Genomic DNA, 21,317 nt, shown 5'->3' on the forward strand with positions numbered 1-21,317 from the left:
CACATTCCCGATCCACGCCAGCGAACTTTTCCTAGTCGTTCGCCCGGCCCATCCCGCGCAGCACTTTCTCGCGCAACCGGCCGGTCCCCAGCACCGCCAGGACGCAACCGACCAGCGCCACCACAACGAGCGCGCCGAACAGCACCAACTTGTCCATCACATTGACGTGGACCAAGACCATGACGGTGCCCATCAGGCTGCCCATCCCGAACCCGAGCAGCGCCACCACCAGCATGGGCACCCCAACCTCGCGGGCAGCCACCTTGGTGTGGAAGGACGCGGGCGCACCGATGAAGTAGAACGACTTGGTCAGCTGCTTCTGCTCCACCACGCTCAGCGCCTGGGTGAGCAAAGTGGACGACACCATCAGCACCGCCGCGAAGACCACGGTGATAGCCACACCGGAGGGGATATCACCCGCGATCATCTTCAGGGCAGGGGCTTCGTCAATTTCAGGTACCGCTGAGAACCAACCGCCAACACCGCCGATAAACGCCACGAAGTAGAGCGCGGTCACGCGCTTCCATGTGGTTTTGGCACCCCGGCCCACCCGGCGCGTGGCTACGTAGTTGGCAGCCCCGGGCACCCGGTAGCTCAGCCGCGCGAGCAGCTGGATGATGCCGACGGCGATCAGCGCGTTGACGGTGAGAATGCCGCCGGCGACGACCAGCATCGCGGCGTATGCCGCCGCGTCGGCGCCCGGCGCGATGTTCATCGAGCCCAGGGCGCGGTACAGCACCACCGCGCCAACCACTGACAACACCAGCGTGATCCAGCTCTGCCCCTTTGGCGGGATCTTTTTGGTCACGCCGAGTGGGGTCACGGCGACTCGTCGCAAAGCAAGCCACACGGAACAGGCGGCCAAGACCAACACCACGATCCACGCGGCGGGGATGACCCACCAAGTGAACATCTCCCAGGTGCCGACACGCTTTTCCTGGAACGTCAGCAAACTCCACGCGGGGCACGTGAGCACGTACAGCGCCGAGCCGAGCACCAGTCCGGCAAGGGCCTGGCGCAGCGATTCCAGGATCATCATCCCGCGCACCTCGCCAGCCGTCGCGCCGATGAGGCGAAGCGCCGCCAGGTGCTCCTCGCGCCCGCCGAGGTTCGCCCGCGCGGCCTGGGTGAGCAGCCCCAACAGGCTCGGCACGAGCAGCACACTGGCGAACAAGGCAAGGAACACGTACTCCAGTGAGATCGGATCGACCTCCACGAGCGCTTCATGCGGGTGCATGTTGCGCGCCACGAACATCCAGGTGCCGCCCATGAGTGTGCACAGCATCCACGTCGCCACCGTCACCGCGACCAGCGACAGCGCACGAACCCAGCGCTCGCCGATCTGCCGTTGCGAGCGCCCTTCGCTTGTCTGCGACACCGCCGACCGCATCAACGTCACCGCACTCATCGCGCCACCTCCGAGTGGATCAGGCCGTCGCGAATTTCAACGCGGCGGCTGCACCAGTCGGCGATCTTCGGGTCGTGCGTGACCACCACGAGTGTCACACCGAACTTCTGACACACCGCCACGATCTGCTGCATGACTTCGTGGCCGGTGGCCTGGTCTAACGCCGCGGTTGGCTCGTCGGCGAACACGACGGACGGCGGCCCGGCCAAGGCACGCGCGATGGCCACGCGCTGCCCCTGACCGCCGGAGAGCTGCCCCGGATACCGGTCCACATAGGCACCCAGGCCCAGCCTGGTGAGCATGTCCACAGCATCATTGTGCGCCTGCGACCGCGCCACCCCGCGCATGATCTGTGGCAGGGCAACGTTTTCGGTGGCGGTCAGCTCGGGCAACAGTTGGCCGTCCTGGAAGATGAAGCCGAAGTGCTCGAGGCGCAGGCGCGAGCGTTCGGCGTCGCTCATTGCGGCCACATCGTGGCCGTCGAACAGCACCTCGCCCTGGTCGGGCACGAGCACGCCGGACATGCAGTGCAGCAGGGTCGATTTGCCGGAGCCCGAAGGTCCCATGATGGCCACGGATTCGCCGTCGCCCACCGTCAGGCTGATGCCTTCGAGGACCCGCTGCTGGGGGAATGACTTTGTGATGTCTCTGAGTTCAAGCATGGTTTCTATTTCACAGGTGGTCGTCGTGAAGCACTATGGCCCTGACTCCCGAATATGGGTAGTGCTAGCTCTACCCCGCTACGCTCGCGGGCATGCGGCAACGAAGGAACCACGAGCAGCGGGCTTCCGCCAAGATCCACCAGCTCACTGCCTCTCGGCGCAAGATTGCGGAGGCGTACGAGGTGGAGCGCCTGCGTATCGAGCGCGACCTGCACGACGGCGCGCAGCAGTACTTCGTGGCCGCGGCGATGAAACTCGGCGAGGCCAGACTCGACGTTGATTCGCCGCTTCTCGACGACGCCGCCCGCGACCTCCGCAACGGCCTCGATGCGCTCAGGAGAACCGTGCGCGGCATCCACCCGCGGGAGTTGTCGGACCACGGGCTCATCGCCGCGATCGAGACAGCCGCCGCGCAGTACGGCCCGCACGTCACGGTCCGTGCACCACACGAACTGCCGCGTATCGACGACTCCGTCACCGCAGCCGCCTACTTCTTCACCGCCGAAGCGCTCACCAACGCCGCGAAGCACGCACCACAGGCACCCGTCAGCGTGCTCGTGACCTGCGACCACACCCTGAACATCTCGGTGACCGACCAAGGCGGCGGCAACGCGCGCATCACCCCCGGTGGCGGGCTCGACGGCATGCAGGAGCGGATCGCGGCGTTCGGCGGGTCGATGGAAATGACCTCGCCCGACGGCGGGCCGACCACCGTCACCGCCCGTATTCCGTTGCTGTTGTTCCGAGGAGAAAGTGGGATTGCGCCATGAGGATTGTTATCGCGGACGACTCCGCACTGCTGCGGGAAGGCGTCGCTGGTCTACTCACCCGGCGCGGCCACGAGGTTGTGGCGCAGGTGGATAGTGCGGATCGGGTGCAGGGGGTCGTCGATACGCATGCGCCCGACCTGGTGATCACGGACGTGCGCATGCCGCCCAACATGCGCGACGACGGCCTGCAAGCCGCGCTGGAGCTGCGCCAGCGCGGCCCGGTCAACGTGCTGGTGCTGTCGCAGTACGTCGCGCCCGCCTATGCGCGGGAACTGTTCTCCGGCGGCGACGGCGGCACCGGCTACCTGCTGAAAGATCGTGTCGCGGAGGTGAAAGACTTCATCCAGGCGTGCGAAACCGTGGCGTCCGGCGGGGTGGTCATCGACCCGGACGTGGCCAGCGCGCTCATGGCCGCGAGCTCGCGCTGGCTGACCACGCTCACGCCGCGCGAGATGGAGGTGCTCGAACACATGGCGGAGGGGCTGTCCAACGCTCAGATCTCCGAGCAGCTCTACCTCTCCGGCGCGGCGGTGGCGAAGCACGTCTCCAGTATCTTCTCCAAACTGGGACTTACCCCCGACGAGGACAACCGGCGCGTGCGCGCAATCCTGATGTACCTGGCAGAACGTGGAGTTGGGTAGCGTACGCGGCGGTGGTGGCCATTTTCTTGCCGGCGGCGGCAATCATGGCGTACCGCGCGGCGCGCGGCTCGTGGGCGCCTCCAAGATGACTGCGGACTTGAAGGAAGCGCCGCTGACCGTGAACAAGGAAGATGTGGCGCAGGCAGCTGTCGACGCCGCGCTTAGCGGCGAGCGCTTCGTGTTCGTGCACAAGCTGTTCTGGCCCATCTCGACCGCGCTGCAGCTCATCCCGGCGCCGATCATGCGCCGCCTGAGCTTCTAACCTTCTCAAGCCCGGCACGCCCCCGTTTCCAGCAAGGGGGCGCGCTGGGCATGTGCGAAACTAATGGGCATGACAACCGCAGTTTCCCGCGAAATGCGGGTCATCGAGTATGCCCCGGACAAGCTGTCCGCCAAGCAAACGGTGATCCGCGCGGTCAGCTATCTCGTGCTCGGCGGCGTTCTGGCGCTTGCGTCGTGGTTCGTGCTCCACTCGCTGTCGCTGCCGGCGTTCAACACCTCGATGATGACGAAGTCGCTGGCCGCGGTGTCGTCGTTGGTAGTGATCGCGCTGGCGGTGTGGTGCTGCCTGCTGTGGGTCCGCGAGCACCAGAACCTCCTGGTTGAGAGTGTCGTGTCGTTGGCGCCGGCGGCAATTGTGGTGACGTCGACAGGCATCCCGCTCACTGCCACCCGCCTGTGGCTGGACGGTATCCAGGTCGACCAGGGCTTCCGCTCGCAGTTCCTCACGCGCATGGCGCAGGCGCCGTCGTACGCGGACATGAACTACGTCGACCTGCCCACGTTCTACCCCCTCGGCTGGTTTTGGCTCGGCGGCCGCATGGCGGGCGTGCTGGATATGCCGGGCTGGGAGGTCTACCAGCCGTGGGCGCTGACGTCGCTGGCGGCGGTGGCGGCCATGCTCACCCCGATCTGGCGGCGGATCACTGGATCCCTGCCGGTGGCGGCGGCCATCTCGATGGTCACCGTCGCGGTCGTGCTCACAGAGGTGCCGGAGGAGCCGTACGCCGCGATCGTCGCCATGCTGTTCCCGGCGGCCGCGATCGCGGCGCAGCGCGCGCTCTACGGCTCTTGGTTCGCCACCTGGGCGCTTGCAGGCTACCTCGGCATTTCAGCCACGTTCTACACCCTGTTCACCGCGATCATGGCGCTGACGGTGGTGGTGATGGCGATCGTGGCTTACTTCTGGACGGGCCACTCGCTGCTGCCGATCAAGCGCCTCATGATCGTCGGCTTCACCTCGATCGCGATCGCGTTGACCGCGTGGGGCCCGTACCTGGTCAAACTGCTCAGCGGCAAATACGACGCGCACTCCACCGCGAACCACTTCCTGCCGGTTGAGGGAACGTACTTCCCCATGCCGTTCTTCAGCATCTCGATCATCGGTGCGCTGTCTTTGATCGGTTTAGTGTTCATCATCCTGCGCATCAGCGACATGGAAGTTGCGGCGCTGAGCCTCGCGCTTCTGATGTGCTACATCTGGGCGATGGGCTCGATGGCGGCCACGCTTTTGGGCACGTCGCTGCTCGGCTTCCGCGTCGAAGTGCTGGTCATCCTCATCTTCGCCACAACCGGTGTCCTCGGCATCGCGGAAGCGCAGCTGACCGGCATCGACTTGCTCTACCCGGGGCGTTTCTCCGAGCGCAGCCACCGCGGCATCCTCACCGCGTTCATCGTCCTCGTCGGCGCCGGGTCCCTGTACTACGTGCAGCAGATCCCCGCGGAGAACCAGAAGTACATCGACCAGGCGTACGCCGACACCGACGGTTACGGCGAGCGCGCCGACCGCTTCCCGCCTGACGCGGCGAGGTACTACGGCGACATCGTCGAGTACTTGAGCGACCACGGCCGCAAGCCGAACGAGGCCGTGGTCTACACCGACGAGATTAACTTCATGGCCTACAACCCCTACTACGGGTTCAACGCGTTCACCAGCCACTACGCCAACCCGCTCGGCGAGTTCGACAGGCGCAACGAGGAGCTGGTGCACTGGGCGCGTCTGTCTGAGAGCGACCCGGAGGAGCTCACCTCCGCAATCGACGCGTCGCAGTGGCGCGCCCCGGAGGCCTTCATCTTCCGCGGCGACCTGGAGAACAAGACGCCGCTGAAGACCCACGTCGCGCACGACATCTACCCGAGCCAGCCGAACGTGCGCTACGAGGGCTTGTTCTTCAACCCAGAAGCCTTCGGCGCCAACGAGTGGGACATGGAGCAGTTCGGCCCGTTCGTCGTCGTCGTCCGCAAGTGACCGTAAAGCGCGCAGGACGTAAGAAAGTAGAGTGCTGTAATCGTGACAATCGTCGAACCTCGTTCTACCCCCGCACCCCGCACGTCGCATGGTCGCGCGCCCGGCTCCCTGGTGGGCACCGCCATTGTCTCCGGCATGCTGTCCTTCCTGCTGCTGGTGCTGGTGCCGCTGCTGCCGGTCAACCAGGTGCAGTCTTCGCTCGACTGGCCGCAGAACAACTCGATCCAGGCGGTCAACGCGCCGCTGATCTCGCTCGCGCCGCAGGAAGTTGAGATCACGGTCCCGGTCGCCGCGGTTGACCACCTGCGCCCCGGCGAGTCTGTCATCCTCGGCACTCTGCCGGAATCCTCCCAAGAGGCGTTCGACCGCGGCCTGTTCATCACCGCCCCCGGCGGCGGGCTCGTGGTCTCCTCGCTCAACGAGGTCGTCTTCGAGCTCACCCCTGCCGAGGTGCAGGCGCTTCCCGATGACGCCAAGCTCGAGTTGCACCAGACGCACGAGGCGATGACGGTGCGCATCCCCGGCACCTCCCACAAGGAAGAGGCGGAGGACGACTACCGGGCGCAGTTCACAGGGTTCTACACCGAGCTGGATCCGGCCTCGGAGCAGTTGCTTATCGACGCCGGCCTCGCCGCCCACATCGACATCAACTCCCGCTTCACCTCCACTCCCTCCGCGGTCAAGATGTTCGCCATGATCGCGGGCCTGATCTCCGCGCTCGCGGGGCTTTGGGCGCTGGGGCGGTTGGACAGCCTCAACCGCAGGTCAATCCCGTTCTTCGGCGAGCAGTGGCGCACCTTCCGCCCGCTGGACGCCCTCGTGGTCGCTGTGCTGCTGTTCTGGCACGTCTTCGGCGCGAACACCTCGGACGACGGATTCCTGCTCACCATGGCGCGGGTAGCCAACGACTCGGACTACATGGCCAACTACTACCGCTGGTACGGCGTGCCCGAGGCCCCCTTCGGCTCCCCGTTCTACGACACGTTGGCGCTGTTGGCCAAGGTCAGCACCGCCTCGATGTGGATGCGCCTGCCCACGCTCATCGCCGGGCTGTTGACCTGGTGGATCCTGTCCAGGGAGATTCTGCCGAAGTTGGGGGAGGTCGTCGCTAAGCGGCGCGTGGCGTACTGGACTGCCGCGTTCGTCTTCCTCGCGTTCTGGCTGCCGTACAACAACGGCACCCGCCCAGAGCCGATCATCGCTTGCGGTATCGTCGTCACCTGGGCCCTGTTCGAGCGGGCAATCGCCACCGACCGGCTGCTGCCGGCAGCGGTGGGCACGATCACCGCAGCACTCACGTTGGCTTGCGGCCCGACAGGCTTGAGCGCCGTGGGCGTGTTCTTGGTGTGCCTGCCGGCGGTGTTCCGCACGCTGCGCCGGAAGAAGGCTATCGCCCCAGCCACCGCGTTTATCGCTCCCTTCCTGGGCGCCGGCATGGCGGTCATGGTGCCGGTGTTCAAGGACCAAACGCTCGCCGCGGTGATCGAGGCGACCTCAGTGCGAGCCGAGGTCGGGCCGGCGCTGAACTGGTACGACGAGTGGGTTCGCTACGCCACGCTGTTCGAGCAGACGGTGGACGCATCGATGGAGCGCCGCTTCCCCGTCTTCGTCCTGATCTTCTCGCTGGTGCTGATCCTGGCCGGTTTTGCCAAGCACAAAACCATCCCGGGCACCTCGAGCGGGCCGACCAAGCGCATGGTGATCATCCTCGCGCTGTCGATGTTCTTCCTCATGTTCACACCGACGAAGTGGACCCACCACTTCGGCATCTACGCGGGCCTCGGCGGCGCGGTGGCGGCGCTCGGCGCGGTCGTGCTCTCCCAGTTCGCGCTGCAGTCGAAGCGCAACCGCACCTTCGCTATAGCAGCCGCGCTGTTTTTGATGTCGCTCACCCTCGCCGGCTGGAACGGCTGGTGGTACGTGTCCTCCTTCGGCGTGCCGTGGTGGGACCGCACCGTGCAGTACAAGGCGGTGGAGGCGAACACCATCATGCTGGCGCTCACCCTAGTGGTGCTCTTGATCGGCATCTTCCAGTCGTTGAGCCACAACGCCGGGCGCGCCGAGGCCGCACAACTCGGCGCTGCGGACGAGTTCGACGCCCAAGCGCGGGTGGACGCCGGCCGCTGGTCCGGAGTGATGGGTGCGCCGATTGCCGTCTTGGCGGTACTGATGGTGGCGTTTTCCTGCCTCACCTTTATCAAGGCCTTTGTCTCCCAGGCGCCGGCGTACTCGGTCGGCATGGGCAACGTGCGCACCTTCAAGGGTGACTCGTGCGCGCTCGCCAGCGACGTGATGCTGGAGCAGGACACCAACGATTCCTTCCTCACCCCCGTCGGCGGTGTACCGCTGGGCCGTTCGCTGGACGCCGGCGAGAACACCGGGTTCACCCCGGACGGCGTGCCCGCCTACATCGCGTCCGAGAACGCGAACACCACTGACGTAATCACCTCGGCGCAGACCGACGCGCAAGCCGCAGAGCAGCCCGAGAACGAGACTGCCGACGAGGCGCAGTCCACCTCGCGCGTCAACACCCAGGGCAACCGCCCGTCGAGCATGCGCGGCGTCAACGGCTCCACGGTGCGCCTGCCGTTCAACCTGGACTACCAGCGCATCCCGGTTGCCGGCACGTTCGAGGACGATCCGACGCACAAGGCCACGCTTGAAACCGTGTGGTTCGAGCTGCCCGAGGCGAACCCGGACGCGCCGCTTCTGGTCGCCTCGGTGGCGGGCCGCATTGCCCACCACGACATCAACGGCGTCGAGCAGGAAGGCACCGACTTAGCGCTGGAGTACGGGCAGCTGCTTGCCGACGGCACCGTTACCTCCCTCGGCGAACGCGAGATGCTGGACCCGGGCCCCACCGGCCAGTGGCGCAACGTGAACGTGCCGGTCGCGGACTTGCCGGAGAAGGCGAACGTGGTCCGCCTCGTCGCCGAGGACGCCTCCTTCTCCGAGCGGGACTGGTTGGCTGTCACACCGCTGCGCAACCCCACCCTGAAGCCCATGACCGAGGTCATCGACTCCGACACCCCGGGTCTTCTGGACTGGACGGTCGCTTTCCAGTACCCCTGCCAGCGCACCTTCAACCACTACGCCGGCGTGACCGAGATCCCGCAGTTCCGCATCATGCCGGACGCTCCCGGCAAGCAGCAGCTTTCCGGCTTCCAGGACTTCCTTGGCGGCGGAGCCTTGGCTACAGCCGAAGCTGTCAACTATTCTTACGACGTTCCCGGGTACTTGCGGAATGACTGGCAGCGCGACTGGGGCTCGATCGCCAAGTACGAGCTGCGCACCGATTCCACGGGTGCTGCTCCCGTCGAGGCGGATGTTGACTACACAACGGTCTCAAGGTGGGGCTGGTGGACACCTGGCCCGATGAAGATCCGCAACCCGAATGAGTAGGCCCACATGAAACTTGCCAAGCTTGCCGCCGCTGCCGCAGCTGTTGCCGCCGCTTTGTCCGCAGTCCTCGCCCCGGCCGCGAGCGCGCAGACCATGCCTGCGCCGATCACCTCGTCGGACAACACCGGTCCGCTGCTTAACCAGCAGGGCTGCAAGTCGCGTTACCTTATTGCGGTGCCGGGCGGGGCAAACACGGTTGCCGGTGTGCCGACGTTCTTGCCGCACGGCGGCCAGGTGCTCACCACCGGCCTTCTGGTCCAGGGCGCGACCGCCGGCCAGACGCAGCCGCTGTGGGTGTCATACAACTCGCTGGCGTTTGCCAACCGCCCGTACTACGCGGCGTCGGCAGAGGCGTACGGGGTGACGCGGGGGACCGTCGAAAAGCTTGCAAACGCCTGCCCGAACGCCAAGTTCAGCCTCACCGGCTACTCGCTCGGCGCTGACGTGGCAGCTCGCCTGACGCGCGATATCGCGTACGGAAACGGGCCGGTCGCCGCCGACCGCATCGACGGGGTCGCGCTGATCGCCAACCCGTACCAGGGGCACAACGGGGCGACGTTGTCGCCGGGCACCTCCCCCGATTCCGTCGGCGCGCTCGGTGAGCTCGAAGGCGGCTACGGCCAGCTTGCAGACCGCGTGCTGGAGATCTGCCGCCCCGACGACCTGGTGTGCTCCATGAAGGAGGCGCACCGCCCGCTGGTCGCGCCCGCGCTGCGCACCCACGTCAGCGCCGGCCGCATTCCGCTGGGCGAGTTCCAGGCCATCTTCCGCACCCTCGGCACCGACTCCGTCAGCGTCGTGACCGGCATGGGCGCCCACGGCGGTTACTCCACCTTCGCGCCGCAGCAGGCGGCGGACTGGATTGTCGCCCACGCCAACCGCTAAGCACTACGCGAAGTGGTTAGAGTTGGGACTCATGCATGACCTCTTCGCACTAGTCAACGGCGCCTGGGTGGAAAACCACGTCATCCCCGCTGATCGCGGGATCGACGGCTCGTTTTACGCCCTGCGCGACAAATCCGAGGCGGACGTCCACGAGCTGCTGAAGGAATCCGACAGCCGGGGCGGCGCGCTCTACCGCTCCTTCATGGACACCGAGGCGGTCAACGCCGCGGGCACCGCCCCACTCGAGGCCGACTTGGCCAAGATCGCGGCCGCGGACATTGAGGAGTTCGCCCGCAACTTGGGCGAGCTGGAGCGCGCCGGCGTCGGCGCGCCGCTGACCTACTGGGTGGAGAAAGATTCCCAGGGTGAAACGGCCGTCGCCTACCTCTACCAGTCGGGCCTGGGGTTGCCGGACGAGGCGTACTACCGCGAGGAGCAGCACGCCGAGACGCTTGCGGCCTACGAAAAGCACGTCGCCCGCATGCTCACCTTCATCGACGCGAAGTACCTGATGGGGCTCGACCCGGCGGTTGCCGCGCGCCGCATCGTCGCCCACGAGACGCAGCTGGCCGCCAGCCACTGGGACGTGGTGCGCGCCCGCGACGCGGTTGCCACCTACAACCCGGTGCAGCTGGATGAGCTGCCGGAGATCATCCAGGTGATGCTTGGGGCATCAGGCTTGTCGACGGGGCGCCTCATCAACCAAATGCCCTCCTACACCGACGCGCTCGCCGAGATGCTGCGCCCGGAGACGCTCGCGGACTGGCAGCTGTGGGCAGTGTGGAAGGTCCTGCGCTCGCGCGCCGGCCTGCTCACCGAGGAGATCTCGCGCGCGAACTTCGAGTTCTACGGCACCCGCCTCTCCGGCGCCACGGAGCAGCGCGACCGCTGGAAGCGCGGCGTGGGCTTGGCGGAATCGTTGGTGGGCGAGGAGATTGGCCGGGAGTATGTGGGCAAGCACTTCCCCGCGCCGCACAAGAGCGCGATGCTCGAGCTGGTTGCCTACTTGGTGCGGGCGTACCGCGAGCGCATCACCAAACTGCCCTGGATGAGCGACGGCACGAAGGACCGGGCGCTGGAGAAGCTCGCGCAGTTCAGCGCGAAGATCGGCTACCCGGACCGCTGGCGCAGCTTCGAGGGGCTCGAATTTTTTGAAAACGGCGCCGATCTTCTGGACAACGTGCGCGCCGGCTCCGCGTTCGAGCACGACTACCAGGTGGCGAAGATCGGCAAACCCGCCGACCGCGACGAGTGGGTCTCCACCCCGCAGACCGTCAACGCGTTCTACAACCCGGTGGTCAACGACATCACCTTCCCCGCCGCTATCCTGCAGCCGCCGTTCTTCGATCCCGAGGCCGACGCCGCGGAGAATTTCGGCGCAATCGGCGCGGTGATCGGCCACGAGATCGGCCACGGTTTCGACGACCAGGGCTCGCGCTACGACGGTTTGGGCAACCTGAACTCCTGGTGGACCGACGCCGACCGCGCCGCGTTCGAGGAGCTGACCGCGAAGCTGGTCGGCCAGTTCCAGGACCTGGTGCCGAGCGTGCTCGCGGGCGAGGAAGGTGTCAGCGGCGTCAACGGCGAGTTCACTTTGGGCGAGAACATCGGCGATCTTGGCGGCCTCGGCATCGCGGTCGAAGCGTACAAGCTCTACCTCGCCGATAACGGCCTGGAAGACTGCGAGGCGAAGCCGTTCGGCGACTTGGACGGCACGTTCACCGGGTTCCAGCGCCTCTTCTTGGCCTGGGCGCGGGTGTGGCGCTCCAAGGCGCGCCCCGAGATGGCGGCACAGCTGCTCGCGATCGACCCGCACTCCCCCAACGAGTTCCGCTGCAACGTGATCGCTTCCAACGTCGACGAGTTCTACGAGGCCTTCGACGTGGAAGAGGGCTCCGCGATGTGGATCGATCCGCAGGACCGGGTGAAGATTTGGTAGCGGGCGAGGTTTCGCCGCAGCCGCTGCGCCAGGGCGGCCCCGACGAGCAGTACCCGGAAAACGAGCAGCTCGGTGAGCACTTCCAGGTGGGAGGAGTGGAGCGCTCGCTTCCCGACGCTCTCCAGCTCGACCAGCTGGTCAGCTACATCGAGTCCACCTACGACTCGTCTGCCCCGAACTACCTGGCGCTGTTGCCCGACCGCATCACGCACGCCTCGATGCTGATGCTGGGTTCGGCCGTCGACCACACAATGCCTGGTGTCGCCTACGCCGGCGCTGTGGACGTGCAGACGAGCGAATGGGGCCAGGTGTTCGTCCCGTCTGAGCCCACCGGCGCGTGGGCCGTGACGCTCTACGCTGGGCCGGACACTGCCCGCGACTACGCGTGGCGCCCGGACGTGGCTGCCACCGCGGAACTTTCCGGTGTGACGATCATCGACGTCGACAACCCACTTGACGCAGCTGCTGTGGAGGCGGCGTTGGCGCACGCCGCCGATGAGTCAGGTAGCGCAGCAGCTGTGTGGGCGTTCGGCGAGACCGCCCCGCTTGTGCCGGAAGGCGCGGGCGCGTACGCGCTGACGTTTCCCACCGGCGTGCCAGCGCACGCTCGCCAAGGCGCGGTGCTGGTACAGGTGGCGACACGCGATGAGGTGGCAACACCGCCGGAGATCAGCGGTGTTGCGGAGTACCACTCCACCCACTACATCGCCACGCCCGCCGAGTCGCGCCGCAGGGTGCGGGACGTCGCCGAGTTCCTGCGCGCTACGAGCGCTCCTTCTTCTTCGGCGAATCGTCGACTTCCTTGATGCCGTTGCGCACGTCAACCGTGTTTTGGTAGGCGTTGCCGTAGGTCAGCGCCGAGGCCACCCAGGTGTCGCCGCCAGTTTTGCCCCACGACACGCTGCCGGTGCCGCTGGTGCGGTCGTCGGTCCAGCCCATTTTGGAGCCCTCCGCGTCCTCGATCCGTGCGGTGCCGAAGCCCTGAATGAACCCGTCCGCGGCCACGCTGTCTTGGTGCTCCATGCCGCTGAACAGGGGTTTGGCTACCGGGTCCCAAAGAATCTCGGAGATAAACGTCGCGATGTCCCGAGCGGACGTCTGCGTCTTGCCCCACCCCCCGGCGCGCGCGGTTGAGGTGAGGTCGAAATCGGAAGCAATTTCGTCGATCGCCTCGGGGTACGCGCGGTCCAGCTTGCCGGCGATCGCGTCGTTCGACGACGCGATCATCTTCTCTACCTGGTCCTTCTCCTCGCTCGTACCGTGGTAGAGCACGTAGTAGCCCAGGTAAAGCTTGGCCAGCGACAGCGCCGGGCGCGGCTCCTCCCCGTCCGCGGACATGGAGATCCGCCCGTCGGGGTGGACGACGGCAAGCGCGGTGCGCTCCCGCAGGTAGGAGGGGTCCACGTGGACGGCCTGCGCGGGCGCTGCCCCGCTGGTGATCACAAGCGCCGCGGCCGTGGCGGCTGATAGTGCGGCGGTGAGTCGCTTCATTTCAGGTCCAGGTTCAGGATGGAATCGGCCTCGCTGATCTCCTCGAACTGCGGGACCTCCACCTCGCACAGGTGGCAACCAGCGCCGACCGCGTCTTCGATGAACAGCGCAACGCCGAATGGGCTATCCACCGGCTCGGTGACGTAGGTCGCCCCGAACTGCTGGGTCAGCTGCAGCGCGCGAGCCATGTCTTCCACGCCGAAGAAAATCTGCCAGAACGCCACGTCGGGCTCAGCGCCAATCTCCATGCCGAGAAACGGTGCGCCGTCCTTGAAGGCCACGTAGTAGTTGCCCTCGTTGCGCACTTCCCAGTCGAACAGTTCGCCGTAAAAGTCCACCGCGGTAGTGTCTGGCCCGACGTACTCGTACCAGACCGGCACACCGGGCTCGCCGGCGGCGACGAAGTTGTCCTCGCCCGCCGGCTGCATGAGGCCGAACACCGCGCCGTGCGGGTCGGCGCACACCGTCAGCCGACCGAGCGAGACGTCTTGGCTGCTCAGCACCTGGCCGCCCAGCTTCTCTACGCGGTTGGCGTCACCGCTCAGGAAGTACGGGATCCACTCCTGCAGCTGTTCCTCGGCAGCGACGATGCCGGCAACCGGCAGGCCGTCCTTGCGCGCTAGGCGGTACTCGTCGCGGCTGACCTCCCAGCCGAGCACCTTGGAATAGAAGTACGCCGCCTTTTGCGGCTCGGTGGTGATCAGGTCTTGCCAGTACGGCATGCCGGGCACGGCTTCGAACGCGGGCATTTACATGTTCCTCCACTTTTCCGGGTCGAAATCGTCGTCGGCGGTCGCCTCGTCGAAGTAGTCGCCGCCGTCGGTGTCGGTGACGACGGTTGCTTGGGTGTCGCCGATGGCGACCAGCGCTGCGTCGTGAAGCAAAAAGCCCCTCGACGTGACTACCTCGCCGTTGACCGACACCTCACCGGCCTCGATGAGTTCTTTGGCGTGCCCGCCGGATTCAACGAGGTTTGCCAGTTTGAGGAACTGGCCGAGTTTGATGGAATCGCCGCTGATCGGCACCTCGAGATGCATGCCGGTTAGTCTAAATCAGATAGGTTGCGGCGCCAGTTGAAGACCGGTTGAATCCTTACGTATGCACTAGCTTGCCGTGCCGGCGCTGCTCACGGGGCTTTGCGCCGCGGCGCTTGGCCTCACCGGGTGCGCTCCCGACCCCGCGCCGGAGCCGGCCGCCACCCTCACCACCACAGCGGAACCCGCCGCCGAGCCGGTGCACTTCACCATCCGCACCGTGGGCGACATCTTGATTCACAGCGACGTCTACAACACTGCCAACCGCTACGCCGGCGGCGAGGGCTACGACTTCGGGCCAATGTTCGACGAGGTGCGCGACTACCTGCAGAACGCCGACATCACCACCGGGAACCTGGAGGTCCCGGTCGCCGGCGCCGAGTTCGGGCTCTCCGGCTACCCCGCGTTCAACGCCCCGCCGCAGATCGTGGACGCGCTGCAGGACGCGGGCGTCGACATCGTGAACAACGCCACCAACCACACACTGGATCGCGGTGGGGACGGTGTGGTGGCGTCGGTAAGCAACCTGCGTGAGCGCGGCATGCTGTACGCCGGCGGGTACGACTCGTGGGAGGACAAGGCCACCCCGCGCGTCATCGACGTCAACGGGGTGAAGGTCGGCTTTCTCGGCTACTCCTATGGCACGAACGGGATCCCGGTGCCGGAGGGCCGCGAGTACTCGGTCGCGCTCATCGACGACGCGATGCCGGACGAGATCACGGCGCTCGACGACGACGTGGATATGACGGTGGTGATGATCCACATGGGCGAGGAGTACGAGCCGCTCCCCGTGCAGTTCCAGCGCGACACAGCCCAGACGGCGGTCGACGCGGGTGCTGATCTGGTGCTCGGCGGACACCCGCACGTGGTGCAGCCCTTTGAACTTGTCGCAGGCGGCACGCCGGTGTGGTGGTCGCACGGCAACTTCCTGCACGGGCAGTGGGACGAGCGCACGAAGGTGGGTGGCATCGGCGAGTTCGCGTTCACCCGAAGTGCTGACGGCGCTGTCACCCTCGACCGCATCCGGTTTATGCCCACCTACACCGTCGGCCCGCCGATCTCGTATGAGCACAAGGTGCTGCCGCTTGTCCGCGCCCACGAGTACATCGACGTCGCCGCCACCTTCGCCGAGCTGCGCGAACGCTTAGGGCCAGACGTGGAGATCGTGGAATACCTGGATTAGGTAAGGCCGCTGTAGACCATCCACACACCGATCGCCACGAAGATGACACCGGTGACCATGTCGATGGCGTAGCCGTATCGCTGGATCGGCGCGGCGAGCGCACGAACCGCGACGGCAAAGCCGGTGAACCACGCGAGCCCGGTGACAATGAGCGTGACCGCAATCGCCACCATCCACTGCCAGCCCATGTCGGGCCGGACGAACTGGGCGAAGATCGCGCCGAAGAACAGCAGCGCCTTCGGGTTGGAGAGGTTCGTCGCCACCCCGAGGCCGAACGCGCGGGCCGGTGTGAGGGTGCGCGCCGGCGGGGCGGGCGGGGTGTCTCCGGCACCCCCGGTGCTGCCTGCGGTGGTACGCACTGCTTCCCGGCGCGCCGCCAACCCGCCGCGCAGCGCCCCGATGCCCATGTAGGTGAGGTACGCCCCGCCAACGACCTGCAGCACGGCGAGCACCTGCGGCGCGGATTGCACGAGGGCGGACAAGCCCAAAAGCGAGGCGGTGATCCACACGGTGTTGCCCAGCGAGATGCCGAGCGCGCACGCGATGCCGGCTGCGCGGTCGCGCGCACCGATACGGATGATCTGGAACAAGTCCGGGCCCGGGCTCATGATCGCGGCGAACCACACGCCGAGCAGGGCGGCGAACGCAGATGCTGTCATGGACGTACCGCTACCTTTCCGCCTGGTCGGCCGGCATGATGCTCAGCGTGTCGATGTTGACGTGCGCCGGCAGCGACGCCACCCAGCGGATCGCCTCCGCCACGTCCTCGGCGCTTAAGTTCAGCTTGCCCTCGTAGACCTTGGCGGCGCGCTCGGCATCCCCGGCGAAACGGTTGAGCGAGAAGTCCGTCTTCACGCGCCCCGGGTCGATCTCGCAAACCCGGATGTCGGGCGCCTCCTCGCGGCGGAAGGCGCGCGTGAGCCCGCGCAGACCGTGCTTCGCCGCGTTGTAGCCGCTGCCGCCGGGGTACGCGTCGGTGCCTGCGATCGAACCGATGTTGATCACCAGTCCCTTCGCCGCCTTCAGCTGCGGGTAGAGCGTCTGCGTCACGCGCATCGTGCCGGCCACGTTCGTCTCGTACATCCACTCCCAGTCGGCCGCGTCGGCGTCTTTCAGGTGGTCGAGCTGCTTCGCCCCACCCGCGTTGTTGACCAGCAGGTCCACGCGCGGAAGGGCTTTCAGCTTATCGACGCTCCCCTGATCCACCACATCCAACGCCCACGCCTGACCACCGATCTCGTCGGCGATCATCTCGCAGCGCTCGATTCTGCGCGCCGCCACGATGACGTGCCAACCGTCCGCCGCCAACGCCCGGCACGCGGCCTCGCCAATGCCGGCGGAGCCGCCCGTGACCACGGCCACTTTCTTCTCGTTCACGGTTTCAGAGGTTACCGGAGCACCTGGCGCATCGTGATGTTGATCCGCCCATCTTTCAGGCCGGTGCCCTCCGGCCCGGTGCCGGGCCTCGCCCCCTTCACGCCGTGGCGCGCCCGGCGCGCGGGCCCGCCGAACACGAGCGCATCGCCGGACATCAACAGCAGGTCGACTGGCCCGTCGGGGCCCTCGATGCGAAACACCGTCTCCTCCCCGATGGAGAGGCTGACCACGGCGTTATCGCTTTCCTCCTCCGCGTCGACGTGCAACCCCATGCCGTCGCCAGGCGGGTAGAAGTTCACCAGCGCGGTCTCCACCTTCAGTGTGAGGCCTATTTGCTTATCGACGCCCCGCGCCACATCCATCACCGCACTCGCCAGCGCCTGGAAGTTCTCCGGCACCGGCGGGACCGCGTAGCCGCCAACCTCCTGCACGAGCCGGTACGGCTGGGTTTGCCAGTACCAGCCGAGCGAGAGCATCCACGCCTTCATCTGCCCGCTCGCGAGCACGGGCTTGCGCATCGCCACCGGCGTGCCCGCGACCTGCCTCGCTATCCCACGGGCCTGCGTAACCAGCGCCGCCTGCTGCTCCAGCGGCAGGAAGTTCGGCAGGTGCACTACCCCAGGGATGGGGTTGGCGGGGTCGCGCGGGAGGGCGTCGAAAAGCATGGCTTTAAGCCTATTCCCGCAGCTTTCCACTAGCCTGGCGGGTCACGTCGGACCAAGGAGAAGCTAATGCACCGAAACCGAACCATCGCGGCAGCCTTCGCGGCTGCATCCTTGGTGCTCGCGGGTTGCGCGGGCACCGAAACGTCTGCGACGGCGGCGCCGGAAACGGTGACGGAAACAACGTCGGCGACGCAGACCCAGGTTGAGACCACCACGGCGACGACGACCGACACGGTCACCGAGAGCCCGGCCGCCGATGCCGCAGCCGGCGGGACCCCTGCCGACGGCGGTGACGCGTACCGCGCCTTTTCCGCGGTGCTGGACCACCCGAACCAGTTCCCGTTCCCGCCGCAGTTCCAGCAGGAGACCAACGGCACGTACGAGTACGCGGTCGTGGACATCACCGGCGACGGCGCGGACGAAGTGCTGCTCAAGGCCAACACCGTGAATATCCCATCGCCGGTGAAGGTGCTGTACTGGGACGGCTCGGCCGTGCAAGCGACCGAGGACGTGCTTCTTGATGGCCCCGGCGGCGAAGAGGGCGTGCGCTACATGGTGTTCGTTGACCCCTACACCACGGGTCTTAACCAGTACGAGGCGACGTCGACAACGCTGACGCACCAGGCGTTCGTGCTTGACGGCGGCCGTTTGGTGCCCACGACGCAGCCGCAGGAGACGGTGGCCGGCAACTCCTTGGAGCAGGAGAATCTGGCGGCCTGGCAATCGATCGCGGACCGCCAGGCGCTGGCCAACATGCGGGGCTAGCTGGCCTGCCGGCGCGCCGGTCCGCGCAGGTAGAACGTGTCGACGACCTCGTACTTCGGGCCTCCGGAGCGGCCCTGGCCAAGGTGGGATTCCATGAGGTGGACTTCATCGACGGTCCAGCGCGGTCCGGAGTAGATGGACAGGGCGTGGGCGTGGTCGTCGAGAAGCCAAAAGTCCCTGGTGCGGGTGCCGGTGCGTGCGACGGTGAGGTGCGCGCGCTGGCGGCCGCGCACGTCGGGCTCAATGAGCGAATCAGCCATCAGCTCCTTCAAGCCCGCCTTGTCGCCGCCGACGCCGATCCACAGGGTGCGGCGGTCGAAACAACCGGCGCCGCGCAGTTGCAGCTCCAATGAAGGAGCCCAGGCCGTGGCCTGGGCTAGAACGTCGGTGACATACGCTGCGTCGTTCGGCTGCGAACCGTAGAACGCGAGCGTGATGTGCCAGTTATCCGGGTCGGTCCACCGCGACTCGGTGCCGAAGCCGTCCCGGATCGGCCGCAGCGCGGTGACCAGGTGCTCGCGAACCTCGACGGGTGGGACGATTGCAGCGAACAGGCGTCTCATGCCCCTAAAGGTACCTTGGATCGCAATGTTTGACTTGGAACGAATCGGGCGTGGTTTGCCCGTCGCCCGCGTGATCGACCAGCTGCCGCCACGCGGCCCGGTGGTGGTTGAGGCCCCGCCCGGCACGGGTAAGACCACGCTCGTGCCGCCGGCGGTGGCGAACGCGCACGGCAAAACGCTGGTGACGGCGCCACGCAGGGTGGCGGTGCGCTCCGCGCACAAGCGCTTGGCGTCGATGAGCGAGCCCGGGCTTGCCGGTTACGCCATCCGCGGGGAGCGCACCCGCGGCTCGCTGGTCGAGTTTGTCACCCCCGGCGTGCTGCTCAACCGGTTGCTGGCAGACCCCGGGCTGGACGGGGTGAACGCGGTGGTTATCGACGAGGTCCACGAGCGCCAGCTCGACACCGACTTAGTGCTCGCCATGTGCATGGAAGTGGCGATCCTCCGGGACGATTTCTACCTCGCGGCGATGTCGGCGACGTTGGACGCCTCGGCGGTGGCGGCGCACATGGGTGCGTCCGTGGTGTCCACCACCGCGGAGGCGCACCCGGTTGCGGTGAGCTACGCGCCGCACCCGGGCCGGCTGGAGTGCACCCGCGAGTTCTACCGCCACGTGGCCGAGCTTGCCGCCGCACCGGGCGCGCACGGCGGGCGCACCTTGGTCTTCGTACCCGGCGTACGCGAGGTGGAGCTGGTGTGCCAGGCGACGCCCGGCGCGGTACCGCTGCACGGCAGGCTGACCAGCGCCGAGCAGGACGAAGCGCTTGACGGCGACGCGCCGGTGGTCGTGGCCACCGCCGTCGCCGAATCCTCGCTGACGGTGCCGGGAGTGCGCCGCGTGGTGGACGCGGGCCTGTCTCGTGAGCCGCGCCGCGACGCGCGCGGGATGACCGGCCTGATTACGGTCTCCGCGTCGAAGGCGAGCGCCGATCAGCGCGCGGGCCGCGCGGGGCGCCTCGGACCGGGTGACGTGGTGCGGGCGTATTCCCAATCCGATTACCAACACTTCCGCGCCGACATCGCCCCGGAGATCACAACCAGCGACCTGACCGGCGCGGCGCTGACTATCAACGCGTGGGGCTCTCCCGACCTGCCGCTGCTCACCCCGCCGCCGGCCGCGGCGTACGCGGAGGCCGAGGACACGCTCGCCGCCCTCGGCGCGCTGGATAGAAACGACAGCGGCTACGCAATCACTCCGCTCGGTGCCCGCCTGGCCGCGATGCCCGTCGACCCGCGCTTGGGCGCTGCGCTGGTGCACCTGGGCTCTGGCGCGGCACCCACCGTGGCCGCAATTGCAGAAGGCGTAGGCGGCGATCTCGCCCGCGCGCAGGCGCCGAAACGGCAGGTCGAGCGTCTTGCGCGGCTCGCGGATCCGGGTCCAGCGGTGGCCGCGGGCGAGGTGGTTTCGGCCGCGTTCCCGCAGTGGGTGGCGAACCGCACCGGCGACGAGTACCTGTTGGCCAGCGGCACGCGCGCGAAGCTCGACCCGGCGCTTGCTACCCAGGTGGGCGCGCCCGAGTGGTTCGCGGCAGCTGAGGTGCAGCGCACGGCGAAAGGCGCGGTGATCCGCGCGGGTGCGGCCACCGTACTGCCCGCCGAGCGCGTGGAGGAGACCTACCGCGCAAGCGTTACCGGCGACAAACTTCAAGGTCGCAAAGTCAAAGCCGTTGGCGCCATCGAGCTGAGCTCCACGCCGGTGCGCCTTTCCCCGGACCAGGCCATGGCGGCGCTCGAGGGGTTCGCGTTTGAGGGCTTCGTGCTTGACGACGCCGCCTTGCATCTCAAGCAGCGGCTCGATTTTGTGCACGGTGCCGTCGGCAAGCCGTGGCCCGATGTCGCCGAAGGCGACTACTCCCCCGAGCTGCTGCAACTTGCTGAGGGGGTGCCGCTGTCCAAGCTGGATATGCGCGCGGCGCTCATGCGGAACTTGCCTTGGCCGGAGGCGGCCGACTTTGACATGCTGGCGCCGGAGCGCCTGAAGGTGCCGAGCGGGTCGCGCCCGGTCATTGACTACTCCACCGGGCGGCCCGTGGTGCGGGTGAAGCTGCAAGAATGCTTCGGCCTTGCCGCCTCGCCTGAAATCGCCGGGGTGAAGGTGCTCTTCCACCTGCTGTCACCAGCCGGCAGGGAACTGGCCGTGACGGACGACTTGGCAAGTTTCTGGGACGGTCCGTACCACGACGTGCGCAAGGAAATGCGCGGCCGCTACCCGAAACACCCGTGGCCAGAAGACCCGTGGAGCGCAAAGGCGACTTCGAGGACCAAACGCCAGCTGTTAGATTAA

Annotated in this window: 20 protein-coding genes; 11 read left to right on the forward strand and 9 right to left on the reverse strand. The window is 67.0% G+C overall.

The window, feature by feature from the left end; all coding sequences use genetic code 11:
- Positions 1-31: 31 nt before the first annotated feature.
- Positions 32-1,408 carry an FtsX-like permease family protein gene (locus V6D40_RS09195; RefSeq protein WP_334290060.1) on the reverse strand — a complete coding sequence of 459 codons (1,377 nt, stop codon included), beginning with the start codon at positions 1,406-1,408 and terminating at the stop codon, positions 32-34.
- On the reverse strand, positions 1,405-2,070 hold the full coding sequence (locus V6D40_RS09200; RefSeq protein ID WP_334290061.1) for an ABC transporter ATP-binding protein: 666 nt from the start codon (positions 2,068-2,070) through the stop codon (positions 1,405-1,407). Before V6D40_RS09200 ends, V6D40_RS09195 begins: the two co-directional genes overlap by 4 nt.
- Before the next feature lie 92 nt (positions 2,071-2,162).
- On the opposite strand from V6D40_RS09200, the gene V6D40_RS09205 reads away from it, so the two are divergent.
- The 8 genes from V6D40_RS09205 to V6D40_RS09240 all read left to right on the forward strand — a co-directional run bounded on the left by V6D40_RS09205 (position 2,163) and on the right by V6D40_RS09240 (position 12,761).
- Positions 2,163-2,840, forward strand: coding sequence for a sensor histidine kinase (locus V6D40_RS09205; protein WP_334290062.1), 678 nt, complete (start codon positions 2,163-2,165; stop codon positions 2,838-2,840).
- Positions 2,837-3,481 (forward strand): response regulator transcription factor, encoded by a 645-nt coding sequence (locus tag V6D40_RS09210; protein WP_070843762.1) that lies wholly within the window; start codon positions 2,837-2,839, stop codon positions 3,479-3,481. Before V6D40_RS09205 ends, V6D40_RS09210 begins: the two co-directional genes overlap by 4 nt.
- An 85-nt stretch (positions 3,482-3,566) precedes the next feature.
- The gene (locus V6D40_RS09215) at positions 3,567-3,743 is read left to right on the forward strand and encodes a hypothetical protein (RefSeq protein WP_334290063.1); all 177 of its coding nucleotides are present in this window, start codon (positions 3,567-3,569) and stop codon (positions 3,741-3,743) included.
- Between the two features lie 69 nt (positions 3,744-3,812).
- The gene (locus tag V6D40_RS09220; protein WP_334290064.1) at positions 3,813-5,729 is read left to right on the forward strand and encodes a galactan 5-O-arabinofuranosyltransferase; all 1,917 of its coding nucleotides are present in this window, start codon (positions 3,813-3,815) and stop codon (positions 5,727-5,729) included.
- 135 nt (positions 5,730-5,864) lie between these two features.
- Positions 5,865-9,131: an arabinosyltransferase domain-containing protein gene (locus V6D40_RS09225; protein ID WP_442891912.1), complete on the forward strand. Its 3,267-nt coding sequence runs from the start codon at positions 5,865-5,867 to the stop codon at positions 9,129-9,131.
- 6 nt (positions 9,132-9,137) lie between these two features.
- Positions 9,138-10,016, forward strand: a complete 879-nt coding sequence (locus tag V6D40_RS09230; RefSeq protein ID WP_334290066.1) for a cutinase family protein — start codon at positions 9,138-9,140, stop codon at positions 10,014-10,016.
- Positions 10,017-10,047: 31 nt separating this feature from the next.
- A complete protein-coding gene (locus V6D40_RS09235; RefSeq protein WP_334290067.1) occupies positions 10,048-11,955 on the forward strand; it encodes a M13 family metallopeptidase in 1,908 nt (635 codons plus the stop codon).
- Positions 11,919-12,761, forward strand: coding sequence for an alpha/beta hydrolase (locus V6D40_RS09240; RefSeq protein WP_334290068.1), 843 nt, complete (start codon positions 11,919-11,921; stop codon positions 12,759-12,761). The genes V6D40_RS09235 and V6D40_RS09240 overlap by 37 nt, the downstream gene beginning before the upstream one ends.
- On the opposite strand, the gene V6D40_RS09245 is transcribed toward V6D40_RS09240, so the two are convergent.
- The 3 genes from V6D40_RS09245 to V6D40_RS09255 are packed head-to-tail and all read right to left on the reverse strand — an operon-like array spanning position 12,718 to position 14,483.
- On the reverse strand, positions 12,718-13,446 hold the full coding sequence (locus V6D40_RS09245) for a hypothetical protein (RefSeq protein WP_334290069.1): 729 nt from the start codon (positions 13,444-13,446) through the stop codon (positions 12,718-12,720). The genes V6D40_RS09240 and V6D40_RS09245 overlap by 44 nt on opposite strands.
- Positions 13,443-14,195, reverse strand: coding sequence for a VOC family protein (locus tag V6D40_RS09250; RefSeq protein ID WP_334290070.1), 753 nt, complete (start codon positions 14,193-14,195; stop codon positions 13,443-13,445). The genes V6D40_RS09245 and V6D40_RS09250 overlap by 4 nt, the downstream gene beginning before the upstream one ends.
- Positions 14,196-14,483, reverse strand: a complete 288-nt coding sequence (locus V6D40_RS09255; RefSeq protein WP_334290071.1) for an RNA-binding S4 domain-containing protein — start codon at positions 14,481-14,483, stop codon at positions 14,196-14,198.
- A 76-nt stretch (positions 14,484-14,559) separates the two neighbouring features.
- Here V6D40_RS09255 and V6D40_RS09260 point away from each other — a divergent pair, with 76 nt between their 5' ends.
- A complete protein-coding gene (locus tag V6D40_RS09260) occupies positions 14,560-15,663 on the forward strand; it encodes a CapA family protein (protein WP_334290072.1) in 1,104 nt (367 codons plus the stop codon).
- Here V6D40_RS09260 and V6D40_RS09265 read toward each other — a convergent pair.
- From V6D40_RS09265 to V6D40_RS09275, 3 genes are read right to left on the reverse strand one after another with little or no spacing between them, the layout of a single operon-like run.
- Positions 15,660-16,322, reverse strand: coding sequence for a LysE family translocator (locus V6D40_RS09265; protein WP_334290073.1), 663 nt, complete (start codon positions 16,320-16,322; stop codon positions 15,660-15,662). The genes V6D40_RS09260 and V6D40_RS09265 overlap by 4 nt on opposite strands.
- A 10-nt stretch (positions 16,323-16,332) precedes the next feature.
- The gene (locus V6D40_RS09270) at positions 16,333-17,040 is read right to left on the reverse strand and encodes an SDR family oxidoreductase (RefSeq protein ID WP_334290074.1); all 708 of its coding nucleotides are present in this window, start codon (positions 17,038-17,040) and stop codon (positions 16,333-16,335) included.
- Between the two features lie 11 nt (positions 17,041-17,051).
- Entirely contained in the window at positions 17,052-17,705 is a 654-nt protein-coding gene (locus tag V6D40_RS09275; protein ID WP_334290075.1) for an alpha-ketoglutarate-dependent dioxygenase AlkB, read from the reverse strand.
- Positions 17,706-17,771: 66 nt separating this feature from the next.
- On the opposite strand from V6D40_RS09275, the gene V6D40_RS09280 reads away from it, so the two are divergent.
- A complete protein-coding gene (locus tag V6D40_RS09280; protein WP_334290076.1) occupies positions 17,772-18,470 on the forward strand; it encodes a hypothetical protein in 699 nt (232 codons plus the stop codon).
- On the opposite strand, the gene thpR is transcribed toward V6D40_RS09280, so the two are convergent.
- On the reverse strand, positions 18,467-19,033 hold the full coding sequence (gene thpR / locus V6D40_RS09285) for an RNA 2',3'-cyclic phosphodiesterase (protein WP_334290077.1): 567 nt from the start codon (positions 19,031-19,033) through the stop codon (positions 18,467-18,469). The genes V6D40_RS09280 and thpR overlap by 4 nt on opposite strands.
- 25 nt (positions 19,034-19,058) lie before the next feature.
- Between thpR and V6D40_RS09290 the strand changes: the two genes are divergently transcribed.
- A complete protein-coding gene (locus tag V6D40_RS09290; protein WP_334290078.1) occupies positions 19,059-21,317 on the forward strand; it encodes an ATP-dependent helicase C-terminal domain-containing protein in 2,259 nt (752 codons plus the stop codon).

The sequence above is a fragment of the Corynebacterium sp. Marseille-Q4381 genome, from assembly GCF_036881695.1.
Lineage (GTDB): Bacteria > Actinomycetota > Actinomycetes > Mycobacteriales > Mycobacteriaceae > Corynebacterium.